Source organism: Rhodoferax sp. GW821-FHT09E07, from assembly GCF_059416145.1.
This window is the reverse complement of record NZ_JBWKOP010000005.1, coordinates 216205-229658: the sequence shown is the minus strand read 5'-3', so window position 1 is coordinate 229658 and position 13454 is coordinate 216205. Positions and strand designations below refer to the sequence as shown.

General features: G+C 63.4%; 15 protein-coding genes. 6 read left to right on the top strand and 9 right to left on the bottom strand.

Annotated features, from left to right (window positions below):
- Nucleotides 1-6: 6 nt before the first annotated feature.
- The 7 genes from AC07OE_RS11575 to AC07OE_RS11545 form a co-directional block, all read right to left on the bottom strand.
- Entirely contained in the window at nucleotides 7-681 is a 675-nt protein-coding gene (locus tag AC07OE_RS11575) for a hypothetical protein (RefSeq protein WP_495070714.1), read from the bottom strand.
- A 14-nt stretch (nucleotides 682-695) separates the two neighbouring features.
- Complete coding sequence (htpX, locus tag AC07OE_RS11570; RefSeq protein ID WP_495070713.1) at nucleotides 696-1571, bottom strand: protease HtpX; 876 nt, start codon at nucleotides 1569-1571, stop codon at nucleotides 696-698.
- A 97-nt stretch (nucleotides 1572-1668) separates the two neighbouring features.
- Nucleotides 1669-2343, bottom strand: coding sequence for a DUF3025 domain-containing protein (locus tag AC07OE_RS11565; RefSeq protein ID WP_495070712.1), 675 nt, complete (start codon nucleotides 2341-2343; stop codon nucleotides 1669-1671).
- A gap of 56 nt (nucleotides 2344-2399) precedes the next feature.
- On the bottom strand, nucleotides 2400-3440 hold the full coding sequence (gene pyrC, locus AC07OE_RS11560; RefSeq protein WP_495070711.1) for a dihydroorotase: 1041 nt from the start codon (nucleotides 3438-3440) through the stop codon (nucleotides 2400-2402).
- A 42-nt stretch (nucleotides 3441-3482) separates the two neighbouring features.
- Nucleotides 3483-4376, bottom strand: coding sequence for an amino acid ABC transporter substrate-binding protein (locus AC07OE_RS11555; RefSeq protein ID WP_495070710.1), 894 nt, complete (start codon nucleotides 4374-4376; stop codon nucleotides 3483-3485).
- 108 nt (nucleotides 4377-4484) lie between these two features.
- The gene (locus AC07OE_RS11550) at nucleotides 4485-5459 is read right to left on the bottom strand and encodes a LysR substrate-binding domain-containing protein (protein WP_495070709.1); all 975 of its coding nucleotides are present in this window, start codon (nucleotides 5457-5459) and stop codon (nucleotides 4485-4487) included.
- A 29-nt stretch (nucleotides 5460-5488) separates the two neighbouring features.
- Nucleotides 5489-6058, bottom strand: coding sequence for a hemerythrin domain-containing protein (locus tag AC07OE_RS11545; RefSeq protein WP_495070708.1), 570 nt, complete (start codon nucleotides 6056-6058; stop codon nucleotides 5489-5491).
- A 36-nt stretch (nucleotides 6059-6094) separates the two neighbouring features.
- Here AC07OE_RS11545 and AC07OE_RS11540 point away from each other — a divergent pair, with 36 nt between their 5' ends.
- Nucleotides 6095-6628, top strand: a complete 534-nt coding sequence (locus tag AC07OE_RS11540) for a hypothetical protein (RefSeq protein ID WP_495070707.1) — start codon at nucleotides 6095-6097, stop codon at nucleotides 6626-6628.
- 21 nt (nucleotides 6629-6649) lie between these two features.
- Here AC07OE_RS11540 and AC07OE_RS11535 read toward each other — a convergent pair whose 3' ends face one another.
- Nucleotides 6650-7252 (bottom strand): hypothetical protein, encoded by a 603-nt coding sequence (locus tag AC07OE_RS11535; RefSeq protein WP_495070706.1) that lies wholly within the window; start codon nucleotides 7250-7252, stop codon nucleotides 6650-6652.
- Between the two features lie 140 nt (nucleotides 7253-7392).
- Nucleotides 7393-9228 carry an ABCB family ABC transporter ATP-binding protein/permease gene (locus AC07OE_RS11530; RefSeq protein ID WP_495070705.1) on the bottom strand — a complete coding sequence of 612 codons (1836 nt, stop codon included), beginning with the start codon at nucleotides 9226-9228 and terminating at the stop codon, nucleotides 7393-7395.
- A 40-nt stretch (nucleotides 9229-9268) separates the two neighbouring features.
- Here AC07OE_RS11530 and AC07OE_RS11525 point away from each other — a divergent pair, with 40 nt between their 5' ends.
- The 5 genes from AC07OE_RS11525 (at nucleotide 9269) to AC07OE_RS11505 (ending at nucleotide 13451) form a co-directional block, all read left to right on the top strand.
- Nucleotides 9269-9685 carry an acyl-CoA thioesterase gene (locus AC07OE_RS11525; protein ID WP_495070704.1) on the top strand — a complete coding sequence of 139 codons (417 nt, stop codon included), beginning with the start codon at nucleotides 9269-9271 and terminating at the stop codon, nucleotides 9683-9685.
- A gap of 176 nt (nucleotides 9686-9861) precedes the next feature.
- Nucleotides 9862-10758 carry a branched-chain amino acid ABC transporter permease gene (locus tag AC07OE_RS11520; protein WP_495070703.1) on the top strand — a complete coding sequence of 299 codons (897 nt, stop codon included), beginning with the start codon at nucleotides 9862-9864 and terminating at the stop codon, nucleotides 10756-10758.
- 1 nt (nucleotide 10759) lies between these two features.
- Nucleotides 10760-11836, top strand: coding sequence for a branched-chain amino acid ABC transporter permease (locus AC07OE_RS11515; protein WP_495070702.1), 1077 nt, complete (start codon nucleotides 10760-10762; stop codon nucleotides 11834-11836).
- Nucleotides 11833-12657 carry an ABC transporter ATP-binding protein gene (locus AC07OE_RS11510; protein ID WP_495070701.1) on the top strand — a complete coding sequence of 275 codons (825 nt, stop codon included), beginning with the start codon at nucleotides 11833-11835 and terminating at the stop codon, nucleotides 12655-12657. The genes AC07OE_RS11515 and AC07OE_RS11510 overlap by 4 nt, the downstream gene beginning before the upstream one ends.
- Complete coding sequence (locus tag AC07OE_RS11505) at nucleotides 12654-13451, top strand: ABC transporter ATP-binding protein (RefSeq protein ID WP_495070700.1); 798 nt, start codon at nucleotides 12654-12656, stop codon at nucleotides 13449-13451. Before AC07OE_RS11510 ends, AC07OE_RS11505 begins: the two co-directional genes overlap by 4 nt.
- Nucleotides 13452-13454: the final 3 nt, after the last annotated feature.

Genomic DNA, 13454 nt, shown 5'->3' with positions numbered 1-13454 from the left:
TGCGCTCTAGCGGAACACCTGAAACAGCGTGAGCGCATCCGGGTTCAGGGACTGAATCACGTAGCCCACGACGCCACACACCACCATCAGCAGCACACCGGCCAACCACGTTTTGCGCAACATGATGCCCCAGTAGTCTTCGAGCGCACGGGGCTTGAGGACCCGGCGTGCAATGATCGCGCCGATCACGAACTCCAGCACCACCTCTGCCAGAAAACTGGCAAAGGCGTCGGTCGCAATGACCGGCAGGTAACCCATCAGCAGCAACAGGATGACGGCCAGACCCAGGAGCATCAACACGGCCAGCACAGCGCTGAGGGGATCGTCCCCCAGAGAACCAAAATCACCAACCCAGTCGAACCACTCGAATTTCTTGCGCGCAGCCTCTTCGGTTTGTTGGTATTCCAGCACTTCTGCGGTGTTGGCATGCTGTGGCATGTCTGCGGTCAGGCCACGCTGGGCATTCCACCATTTGGCATACCACCAGCCGCCGAGAACGAAGCCCAGGAAGTACACCGCCCCTGCACCCAGCGTGTAGCGCAGGGCCAGGGAATGCACAGCACCGGCATGCAACAGCGCGGCACTGGTCGCAAACCCTACGCTGACTGCCCAGGCCATGAGCAACCATCCATGCAACCGCAACACGCCCCGGCTACGCGGTGCGATATGGGCGATTGACATAGCCGCCCCCAGACTCAGCCCTGGCTGTTTTGCAGCGCGGCGATGCGCTCTTCAATCGGCGGGTGGGTGGAGAAGAGTTGGCCGATGCCGCCCGTGATGCCAAACGCGGCCACGCTCTTGGGCAGCTCGCCGGGCGTCATGCCGCCCAGACGGGCCAGCGCGTTCATCATGGGCTGCTTGCGGCCCATGAGTTGGGCGGCGCCAGCGTCTGCGCGGAACTCGCGCTGGCGGCTGAACCAGGCCACCACGATGGCGGCGGCAAAGCCGAGCACGATGTCCAGCACGATGGTGCTGATGTAGTAGCCAATGCCGGGGCCGCTGTCGCGGTCATCGCCCTTGCGCAGGAAGCTGTCCACCGCGTAGCCAATCACGCGGCTCAGGAACACCACAAAGGTGTTCATCACACCCTGAATCAGCGTCATGGTGACCATGTCGCCGTTGGCGATGTGGGCCACTTCATGGCCGATCACGGCCTCGATCTCTTCACGCGTCATGCCTTGGAGCAAACCAGTGCTTACGGCGACCAGGGCCGAGTTCTTGAACGCACCGGTGGCAAAGGCGTTGGGGGCGCCTTCAAAGATGCCGACTTCAGGCATGCCAATGCCCGCCTTGTCAGCGAACTTGCGCACGGTCTCCACAATCCAGGCTTCGTCGGCGTTTTGCGGTTGCTCGATGACCTGCACGCCCGAGGTCCACTTGGCCATGGGCTTGCTGATCAGCAGGGAGATGATGGCACCACCAAAGCCCATCACCAGGGCAAAGCCCAGCAGAGAACTCAGATTCAGGCCATTGGGTGCGAGGTAGCGGTTCACCCCCAGCAAGCTAGCCACAATGCCCAACACGACCACGACAGCCAGGTTGGTCAAGACAAACAAAAATATGCGTTTCATGGTTTCTTTCGGAATGCGACCGTGTTCCAGTCGTTGCCCCGGATGGTAGGGGCGATGGCCGTGTTTTCAAGCTTTTTGGGCCTTGAGCCCACGAAGTTTATGGGCATTTGCGCGGTGCACGGAACACGCTGCTGTCGGCGTAAAACGCCGCATCTTCATTTTGCGCCCACCAGCCTGGCACGCCCAGCACCGGCAGGTGTGCAAACGGCTTGGCCGCCAGCATGGGCGCCGAAAGGGTGGCCGCCAGCCAGGCGTCCAGATCCGCTATCGAATTGCTAGCTGCTTGCGCACGGAATACGTGGGCTGTGATAGGTTTTCTCGGTGAAACCAGTTTTTCCAACAGCGCGTGGCCAAACAGCAGCAAGGTGGATTCGGCCCAGAGCGGACGCAGGCTGCCAAACACCGCCTGCCAGTCCTTGGCCGCCAGCGCCTGCCAAAGCGCGTCGGGCGCCAGCAGCAGCGCAGCATTTTCGTCAAACACGGTGAGCGCATCGCGCGCCGGTCCGCGCACGGGCTGGATGCCGGTTTGCGTAATCTGCTCCGCCTGCAACTGGTTGAGCTTCTTTTTGGCCAGCGGGAAGTGCATCCAGCACAGGCCGTTGAAAAAGTCGTGCAGGCCGTCACGCGTGGGCACGCGGCCCGTATCGAAGATGTGCTGCTCGTAGGCGACGCCGGCAGGCAACTCGGCCTGGGGCACAAACTGCACCGGGGCGCGTTGGGCCGCGTTCAAGGCCTGCGCCACCGCCGTGCCACCGTTCACTTGGGCAGCCACCGCCTCTCCCACTGCACGCCATGGCGCCAACCAGGGCACGTCCCAGTCAACCGTCTCTAAACCATGCGCCACTGCAATGCTTCGCCCGCGGCCAAGGGTTTAAGGGAGGTCTCGCCAAATGCAAAACTCTCGGGCGGCGTCCAGCTTTCGCGCTTCAGCGTCAGGGTGCCCGTGTTGCGCGGCAGGCCGTAGAAGTCTGCACCGTGGAAGGACGCAAAGCCTTCCAGCTTGTCCAGCGCACCCGCAGCGTCAAAGGCCTGGGCGTAGAGCTCCATGGCGGCATGGGCGGTGTAGCAGCCCGCGCAGCCCGTGGCATGTTCCTTGAGGTGTGTGGGGTGCGGCGCGCTGTCAGTGCCGAGGAAGAACTTGGTGCTGCCACCGGTAGCCGCCTGCACCAGCGCCTGGCGGTGCGTTTCGCGCTTCAGCACGGGCAAGCAGTAATAGTGCGGGCGAATGCCGCCCGTGAAGATGGCGTTGCGGTTGTAGAGCAGGTGGTGGGCGGTGATGCTGGCCGCGGTAAAGCGGTCGCTGTCGGCCACGTATTGCGCGGCTTCCTTGGTCGTGATGTGCTCGAAGACGATCTTGAGCTCGGGGAAGTCGCGGCGCAGCGGAATCAACTGCGTGTCGATGAAGACGGCTTCGCGGTCGAACAGGTCGATGTCGCTGCTGGTCACCTCGCCGTGCACCAAGAGCAGCAGGCCGGCCTTTTGCATGGCCTCCAGCGTCTTGTAGGTCTTGCGCAGGTCGGTCACGCCGGCATCGCTGTTGGTGGTGGCGCCTGCGGGGTAGAGCTTGGCGGCGACCACGCCGGCGTCCTTAGCCCGTGCGATCTCGTCGGCGGGCAGGTTGTCGGTCAGGTACAGCGTCATCAACGGCTCGAAGCGCATGCCCGCGGGCACCGCGGCCTGGATGCGCGCCTTGTAGGCCAGCGCCTGCTCCGCGGTGGTGACCGGCGGTTTCAGGTTGGGCATGATGATGGCGCGCGCAAACTGGGCGGCGGTGTGGGGCACCACGGTGTTCAGGGCGGCCCCGTCGCGCACATGCAGGTGCCAGTCGTCGGGGCGGGTGATGGTGAGGGTGTTGGTGGCGTGCGTCATGGGCCCTATTGTCCCAAAACGGCCAGGTGCGCCTGCGCCGCCCTAGAACGGGACAAAGTCGGTGGGGTACTTCCAGAAGTCCTTGAGCAGGTAGCTCACGGGCAGGTTCAGCGGCTTGTCATTGGGCGGGATCGCCTTGAGGAACCAGCGGTCGTAGATCGGCTGGATTTCCTTGCTCACGATCAGGCGGCGCATTTCTTCGTCGATGAGTTTTTTGAACTCGGGGTCGTTCTTGGGCAGCATGATGGCCAGCGGCTCGGTGGTCAGGAACTTGCCCACCACTTTCAATGCCTCGGGATGGGGCCGGTTGGCTGCCAGGCCGTAGAGCAGCACATCGTCCATCACAAAGGCGTCGGCCTCGCCGCTTTCCACCATTTCCACGGCCTTGGCGTGGTCGGGGGCCTCCAGAATGGTGAGGTGCAACAGGCGCTCACGGTTGGCTTGTTCGGCCGCTTTCAGCGGCGTGGTGCCCTTGGTGGACACCAGCTTCTTGCCATACAGGTCTTCAATGCGTTCGACCTTGCTGTCGGCCCGCACCAGCATGCGGGCACCGGTGATGAAATGGGGAATGGTGAACGCCACCTTCTGGCGCCGGTCGGCATTGTTGGTGGTGGAGCCGCATTCCATGTCGGCCTTGCCCTCTTCAATGGCCGCAATGCGGTTGGCCGGAGTTACCTGCACAAACTCCACCTGCATGCCCTTGGCTCCGGTCTTTTTGCGCACGGCCTCAGCCAGCTTCAGGCACAGGTCCATGGCGTAGCCCACGGGCTTTTTGTCGTTGTCCAGGTAGGAGAAAGGGATGGACGATTCGCGGTGCGCCACGACCAGCTTGCCGCCGGCCGCCACGCGCTCCAGCACGGCGCTGGCCTGCGCATGCATGCCCCAGAAAACGCAGGCGATCAACGCCCCACCACGAACCCACTGTTTGGTTTGCATACCCACTCCAACGACACGTTTTCCACCCTGGGCGCGACTCTAGCCACGCCGGGCAGCGACCGCCAATGCTGATTCATTCGCGCGGTATGCAAAATGGGAATGCAATGTCTATGCCACGGCGCCCTGGGTCAGCAGGTAGTCCCACAGCGCTTGGGCCGATCCCTTGGGTGTGCGGGTTTGGGCACGCTGGGCGGCTGTCAGGCCGCGCGCAGCCTCTTTGCCCGAGAGGCGCTCGCGGTAGGCGCGCACCTCCATGGTGATCTGCAGGCCCTTCATGTGGGGCGGCAGTGCGCTCACCAGTTTCTTGGCGCGCAGGTCCTTCTTCACCGCACTGAACGGCAAAAACGCCACGCCGTGGCCTTCCAGCGCCATGGCTTTCAGGCCCTCGGCCATGTCGGTCTCGTACACACGGTCAAAGTGGATGGCCACGTCAGCCTGCTTCAGGATCAGCTCCACCATCTGCCCCAGGTAGGCGCCCGGCGCATAGCCCAGGTAGGGCAAGGGCTGGCCGGCCTTGCCCGGCAGCGTGAACATCGGGTGACCCTCTGCATCCGGCTTCACATAGGGCGCCACCACCTCTTCACCCAGACTGACCATTTCGTAGCGGTCGGCATCGAGCTGGTAGGGCTGGGACGGGTGGTGGTAAGCGATCAGCAGGTCGCAACTGCCTTCCACCAGGCGCAGCACGGCGTCGTGCACATTGAGCGCAATGAGGCGGCTTTTGAGTGGGCCAAATTTTTCGCGCAGGCCGGACACCCAGGCTGGAAAGAAGGTGAACGCCAGCGTGTGCGGCACTGCGAACTCCACCACGTCCTGCGCCGCGGTGGTATGCCCACGCAGCATGGCGCGCGTGCTTTGCAGGGCCTGCAGCACTTCCAGCGACTGGTCGTAAAGGGTTTCGCCCGCCGGGGTCAGGCGCGTGGGGTAGCTGCTGCGATCCACCAGATCGGTGCCCGCCCAGGCCTCCAGCGACTGGATGCGCCGCGAGAACGCGGGCTGGGTGACGTGGCGCAATTGCGCGGAGCGGCTGAAACTGCGGGTCTCAGCCAGAGACACAAAGTCTTCAAGCCATTTGGTTTCCATGGGCCGCGATTATGCGCGGATTGCATGGGTTATGCATCCGGGCGCGGTACGACCCCACGCCGGGCCATCATGTCCTGCGCCATGGCATGCAACGCGGCGCCCGACAGCACGGCCTGGGCGGCCGGGTAGGCCAGGCCGTCTTCGTGCACCATATGCTGGCCATACAGTGCAGCAAACCGGTTCAGGCTTGCGGTCTGCACCGGACTCAGAGTCAGGGCACCCGTGCCCTCATTGGCCACTGCCAACAGCACCACACGCGCTGCGGCCCATGCGGTTTCCATGTCGCGGTGGTCTTGCATGAGCTGGCGCACCAGGCTGCGCAGCGCGGCATCAGCCTCCAGCAGCAGCGGGGGGAACACGTGCAGCTCTTCGTCCTGGTGGTGCAGCGGGGCGGCCACGTCAAAGTAGCGCAACACGTCGTGTGCGGCCTGGCGGGCGGTGTCGTCACAGCCCACGTCCACCAGATGCCGCTGCAGGCGCTGCAGCAGCGCCAGACTGCGGTGCACACGTTCGTGGCAAGCCGCCAACATCTCAAACGGGGCTTCAAACCCCGCCTGAGGTGCAGGGTGTGCGATCAGAGGGAGCGGAGAACGGGCCATGGCCGCATTATCCGGCGCACCGCACAATATGGCCCCATGCGTGTATCGACCTGGCTCCGCACTATTGCCCCGCTGGCCCTCCTGTCCACTGCCCTGCTCTGCGGCAGCGCCTGGGCACAGACGCGGCTGGACGAAACCCTGCTGCACCTGAGCGAAGCCGAGCTGCAGGCTCGCCTGCCCGAGCTGCGCCGCAATGCCAAACCGTTGGTGGGGCCGCGCGGTCTGCGTGGTACCTGGACCGCGCCCGGCGCGCGCCTGCAAGGGCTGGCGCTGGACACCACGTTTTACGTGCGCGCCAAAAGCGTGCAGCGCATCGAACAGCGCTGGGCCTCAACCTCGGCACGGGACTGCACACCACAGCTGGAGCAAACCTTGGCCAACGACCTGGAAACCCGTTGGGGCCCCCATGTGTCCACCACCGAAGACACGGGCACGCCCGAGTGGCAGCGCGCCACGCTGTGGACCCAGGGGGACTCCGAAGCGCGGCTGCTGTTCTCGCAAACGGGCGGGCAATGTGCGGTGATGCTGGTGTACGCGCCCTATCTGCCCAAGGACGCCGCCGCGCTGTAAACGCGTGGTCGCGCTGTCGGCTTAGCCGCGGACCAGCGCGGTATACCCCGCTCGCGTGGCAGGCGACACCGAGGCCAGCACCTGTGCGTAGGGCGTCTGGTGGCGCGCCAGCAGGCGGGCCGAGGCCACGCTCTTGGAGCGGCAAAACCAGTGGCAGCTGTGTTGCATCAAGAACAGCTCGGCGGACAGCATGAAGGCCTTGCGCTTGGGGCTGAGCTGCTGGGCGTTCTCCACCACCTGGGCCAGGCCTTGTGCATGGATGGCAAAGGCGCGGCGCAGGTCAAACGTGGCCGCGGGCAGAAACACCGCCGCATAGGGAATCGCCACCGGCAGCTTGCTCACGCGGGTAGCCGCGGCATCTTCGCGCGCGAACTCGGTGGCAAACGCCCGGAACTGCTCCACCAGCTTCACCTCTTGCGCGGCCAGAAAGCTCCACACCTGGGCCTGGCGTTCGGGGTTCTCTTCGCCCAGCGCACGCAGGTAGCCATCGGTCAGGCCCTCCATCAAACGCTCAATGTCATAGCGCGACAGCGCCTGGCCCAAGAGCGCTATGCGCTGGCGCTGGTCGCGTTTTTTGAGAAACAGAATGCCGCCGGCAATCAGGGCAATGAGAATGAGGTCCATGGGGGAGAAATTGGGGCGTGACAGCAGCGCGGCAGTGTACGCGGCGGCCAATTGCCCCTACGCTTTGGACTTGATTGCTATGATTTCAGGAGCTATTGGCGCAATGGATACGGGGGTCAGAGGCCCAAATAACCATCAAATCATTCCGCACTCTGCTGCAGCGCCCACATCGATGCGTAGCGGCCATTGGCGGCCAGCAGCTGGGCGTGGTTGCCGCGCTCAATGATGTGGCCGGCGTCCATCACCAGGATCTCGTGCGCGTCCACCACCGTGGAGAGGCGGTGGGCGATGACCAGCGTGGTCTTGTTCTGCGCCACGCTTTGCAGCTCGGCCTGGATGGCGCGCTCGTTGGCACTGTCCAGGGCGCTCGTAGCCTCGTCAAAAATCATCACGGGCGGGTTCTTCAGCAGCGTGCGGGCAATGGCCACGCGCTGTTTTTCACCTCCACTGAGCTTCAGCCCACGCTCACCCACCATGGTGTCGTAGCCCTTGGCGGCGGCATGGATGAATGCGTGGATGTGGGCGGCCTTGGCTGCCGCCTCCACCTCGGCCCGGGTGGCACCGGGGCGGCCGTAGGCAATGTTGTATTCCACCGTGTCGTTGAACAACACCGTATCTTGCGGCACGATGCCCATCGCCTGGCGCACGCTGCTTTGCGTGACCTGTTTGATATCTTGCCCTGCAACGGTGATGCGGCCCTGCTGCACATCGTAAAAACGGAACAGCAAGCGCGCCAGCGTGGACTTGCCCGAACCACTGGGGCCGACCACGGCCACGGTCTTGCCCGCGGGAATCTCGAAGCTGATGTGGTGCAAGATGGTCCTGGCCGGGTCGTAGGCAAAGGTCACATCCTCAAAGCGCACGGTGGCATCGGCGCCGTTGGCGGCCAGCTGCAAGGGTTGGGCGCCGGGCACGTCGGCAATCTCGCGCTCCCGCTCCATCAGCGTGAACATCTTCTCCAGGTCGGTCAGGCTCTGCTTGATTTCGCGGTAAATCACACCCAGAAAGTTCAAGGGGATGTAGAGCTGGATCATGAAGGCGTTGACCATGACCAGGTCTCCCAGCGTCATGCGGCCGTCCACCACGCCTTGCGTGGCGCGCCACAGCATGGTGACCAGCGCCGTGGCAATGATGAGTTGCTGCCCGGTGTTGAGCAGAGACAGCGTGGTCTGGCTCTTGACCGCCGCGCGGCGGTAGCGCTCCAGATTTTCGTCGTAGCGCTGGGCCTCGAATTCCTCGTTGTTGAAGTACTTGACCGTTTCGTAGTTCAGGAGCGAATCGATGGCGCGGCTGTGGGCCGTACTGTCCATCTCGTTCATCTTCTTGCGGAACTGGGTGCGCCATTCAGTCACGGTGATGGTGAAGGCGATGTAGACCACCAGCGCGACGATGGTGATCCAGGCGAACCACACATCGAACTTGACCGCCAGCAGCGTGAGCACCAGCGTCACCTCGATCAGCGTAGGAATGATGCTGTAGAGCGAATAGCTAATGAGGGAATGGACGCCGCGCGTGCCGCGCTCAATGTCGCGCGTCATGCCGCCCGTCTGGCGCTCCAGGTGAAAGCGCAGGCTCATGGCATGCAGGTGGCGGAACACCTGCAGGCTGATGGAGCGTGCCGCGCCCTCGGTGGCCTTGGCAAACACCAGTTCGCGCAGCTCGGTGAACAGTGAGGTGGACAGGCGCAGCACGCCGTAGCCCAGCAGCAGCGCTGCAGGCACCACCAACAGCGCCGCGGGGTCGCCGGGCTTGAGCGTCATGGCATCCACCAGGCTCTTGAGCAGCAGCGGAACGCCCACGTTCGCCAACTTGGCGCCCACCATGAAGGCCAGCGCGGCGATCACCCGCCATTTGTAGATCCACAGGTAGGGAAACAGGCGACGCAAGGTCTGCCAATCGGACTTGGCAGGCGTGCTGGTGCCCGGGGCGGCGACCGGGGCAAGAGGTGCGTGGGCGGGGATGCCGGAGGGGCGCATGGGGGACAATCCAGAGAAGAACCAAACAAGGATTGTGCCCATGTCTACCAATTCAAGCCCCCTGCTTGCCCAATTACCCCAGGACCAGGAGCTGGTGCTCAAGGTCATCCCCATGCCGGGCGACTGCAATGCCAATGGCGACATCTTTGGCGGCTGGGTCATGGCGCAGGTGGACTTGGCCGGCTCGGTGCTGCCCGCGCGCTACACGCAGGGCCGCATGGCCACCGTGGCGGTGAACGAGTTTGTCTTCAAGCAGCCCGTGCGCGTGGGCGACATCCTGAGCTTTTTCAGCAAGGTCAGCCGCATTGGGCGCACCTCCATCACGGTGAAGGTGGAGGTCTATGCCGAGCGCTTTGGCAGCCAGGGGCAGTACATCAAGGTCACCGAGGCGTCACTGACCTACGTGGCCATTGACGACAAGGGGCAGCCCCGCGAGATCCCCAAACGCGACATCTGATCACTATTATTTTGATAGCTTCTCACGCATATTTCACGCGGGTTTGAAGCATTTTTTGCTTAAACCCCAAGGCACCAGAACGCACGCCTTCTAGGGGTCTACGAGAATAGTGACAACCCTATCGGTGAATCAGGGGAGCACAGCTATAACCGAACTGCACAACACAAGGAGGCAAGGTGCAGTTCCTTCAATTGCTGATCAGCGGCGTGGCACAGGGGTGCATCTACGGCCTGATCGCACTGGGCTTCGTGCTCATCTACAAGGCCACAGAGACGGTCAGCTTCGCCCAGGGTGAACTGATGATGCTGGGCGCCTTTGGGGGCCTGGTCGGCATGACGCTCCTGGGCATGCCGTACTGGGCGGCCATGCTGCTGGCGGTGCTGGGCATGGCGGTATTTGGCATGTTGGTGGAGCGCCTGGTGATTCGCCCCATCCTGGGCCAGCCGGCCTTCTCCATCGTGATGCTGACCATCGGCATTGGCTATATGGCGCGCGGGCTGATCACCATGATCCCCGGAATGGGTACCGACACCCAGGCCCTGCCCGTGCCCTACAAGGACGAAATCATCAAGATGGGCGGCGACGCCATGGGCATAGGCGCACTGGTGCTCAACGTCGAGCACATGGTGGTGATTGGCGCAACCGGCGTGCTGTGCCTGCTGCTGTTTGCGCTGTTCCGCTACAGCAAGCTGGGCATTGCCATGCAGGCTGCCTCACAAAACCAGCTGGCCGCGTACTACATGGGCATCCCGGTGCAGCGCCTCAATGGCCTGGCCTGGGGTCTGGCCGCCGCGGTGGCTGCCATTGCCGGGCTGCTGCTGGCCCCCATCACCTTTGTCCACGCCAATATGGGCTTCATTGGCCTCAAGGCGTTCCCCGCTGCGGTGGTCGGTGGTTTTGGCAGCCTGCCGGGCGCGATTGTGGGCGGGCTTGTCATCGGGCTGGTCGAATCGTTTTCGGGCTTCTACCTGCCCGACGGCTTCAAGGACACGGCGGCCTACATCGTGGTGCTGGTGATGCTGATGGTCAAACCCAACGGCCTGTTTGGCGACACGCTCAGAAAGAAGGTCTGACGTGCGATTCATCTTCAAGACCGACTACGCGCAGGACATCCGCCTGGCCAAGCACGGCGGACATTTGTTTTGGTACAGCGCGCTGCTGCTGTTGCTGGTGGCGGCGCCCTGGCTGTTTGCCGAGTACTGGCTGGCGCAGCTCACGTTTGTGCTGATCTATGCCATCGCCGGGCTGGGCATCATGCTGCTGGCGGGGTTCACCGGGCTGTTCTCGCTGGGCCATGCGGCGTTTCTGGGCGTGGGGGCCTATGCGCAGGCCGTGCTCACCCACCATGGCGTGCCCTTCCCGCTGGCGCTGGCCTGTGCGGCGGGGCTGTCCGCTGCCGTGGGTTTGGTGGTGGGGCTGCCGGCACTGCGCGTCAAGGGTATCTACCTGGGCATGGCCACGCTGTCGTTTGGCTTCATTGTGGAAGAGGTGCTGGCACGCTGGGAGTCGGTCACTGGGGGGAACGCGGGCATCCACATCGACAAACCGAACATGTTTGGCTGGGTGCTGGAGACGGGCGAGCAGTTCTACTTCCTCTGCCTGGTCATCACCGTCATTGCTACCTTGGGCATCCTGAACTTGCTGCGCTCACCCACGGGCCGCGCGTTTGTGGCTATCCGAGATTCCGAAATCTCGGCACAAAGCATGGGCATCCACCTGGCCTATTACAAGACCCTGTCGTTCTCGCTCTCGGCAGCGCTGGCCGGCATCGCGGGCGCGCTGTATGCGCACAAGCTGCAGTTCATTTCGCCCGACCAATTCAATATCCTGCAGAGCATCGACCTGCTGCTGATGATTGTGATTGGCGGTGTGGGCTCGGTGCATGGGGCATTTCTCGGTGCCATCTTCCTGATCACCATGCCGCAGGCCATTGCGCTGACCAAGGACTACCTGCCCGAGGCCGTGGGCCAGGCGCCCGGCCTGCAGAGCGTGGTGTATGGCGCGGTGCTGATCGCCTTTGTGCTGTTTGAACCCATGGGACTGTATGGCCGCTGGCTCAAGGTACGCACCTATTTGCAGATGTTTCCGTTCTACCGCAAAGGCATGTTCAAGCGGCAGAAGTCGTTCCAAAAGTCTGATCGCCTGAAATGACCGACATGCTGCTTTCTGCCCAAAATCTCAGCGTGCGCTTTGGCGGCGTGCTGGCAGTGAACAACGTGAGCTTTGATGTGAAGCAGGGTGAGGTGTTCACGCTGATCGGGCCCAACGGTGCGGGCAAGACCACAGTGTTCAATCTCATCAGCCGCATCTACACGCCCACCGCGGGCACCATCACTTATGCAGGCCCCGAGGGCCTGCTGCAGCTGACGGAGCAGCCCTCGCAAGCCGTGGCCTCGCTGGGCATTGCGCGCACCTTCCAGAACATCGAGTTGTTCGAGCACGCCAGCGTGCTGCACAACCTGCTGATTGGTCGCCACACGCACCGCAAGACCGGGCTGTGGCAAGACCTGTTCTTCACCCCCAAGGTGCGCGAAGCCGAGCTGCTGGCGCGCGAGAAGGCCGAAGAGGTGATCGAGTTTCTGGACCTGCAGCACCACCGCGACTCGCTGGTGGCCGGCCTGCCCTACGGCGTGCGCAAGGTGGTGGAGATGGCGCGCGCGCTGTGCACCGAACCCAAGCTGCTGCTGCTGGACGAACCGTCCAGCGGTCTGAATGTGGAAGAGACCGACGACATGGCGTTCTGGATCCAGGACATCAAGCACGAGCTGGGTATCACCGTGCTGATGGTGGAGCACGACATGAGCCTGGTCTCCAAGGTGAGCGACCGCGTACTGGCGATGAACCAGGGCGAGGTGCTGGCCATGGGCACACCGCGCGAGGTGCAGGCCGACCCCGGCGTGGTGGAAGCCTACCTGGGGTCCATCGACGATGTGTCCTCATTGCGCCGCCAGGCCACGCAGGAGGCCGCATGAGCACGCAGCCCCCCCCCATCAGCGACCAGCCTGTTCTCAAGCTGCTGAATGTAGAAAGCGCCTACGGCCCCATCAAGGCCATCCGCGGTGTCAGCCTGCAGGTGCGCCGCGGCGAGATTGCCACGGTGTTAGGCAGCAACGGCGCGGGCAAGACCACCATCCTGAAAACTATCTCCGGCATCATCGACCCGCGCAAGGGTTCAGTCGAATTCAAGGGCGAGGACATCACGGCCCAAGACCCGTCCTACATCGTGCAGGAAGGCCTGAGCCATGTGCCCGAGGGGCGCGAGGTGTTCCCGCTGCTCAGCGTGCGCGACAACCTGCTCATGGGTGCCTTCACGCGCTCGGACAGGGATGGCGTGGCCAGGGACATGGAGGCCGTCTACACCTACTTCCCCATCCTGCGGGAACGTGCCACGCAGGACGCAGGGCTGCTCTCGGGCGGGCAGCAGCAGATGCTGGCGATCAGCCGCGCGCTCATGGCCAGCCCCGACCTGATCCTGCTGGACGAGCCCAGCCTGGGCCTGAGCCCGAAGCTCACCAAGGAGATCTTCGAGATCGTAGTGCGCATCAACCGCGAGCGCGGCACCACCATCCTGCTGGTGGAGCAGAACGCCAACATGGCGCTCAACGCGTCGGACTACGGCTATGTGCTGGAGAACGGCCGCATCGTCATGGAAGACACCTGCGCCCACCTGCGCGAGAAAGACGACATCAAAGAGTTCTATCTGGGCATGAAGGAAGACGGTGTGCGCGGCGAACGGCGTTGGAAAAAGAAGAAGACCTGGAGGTAACGC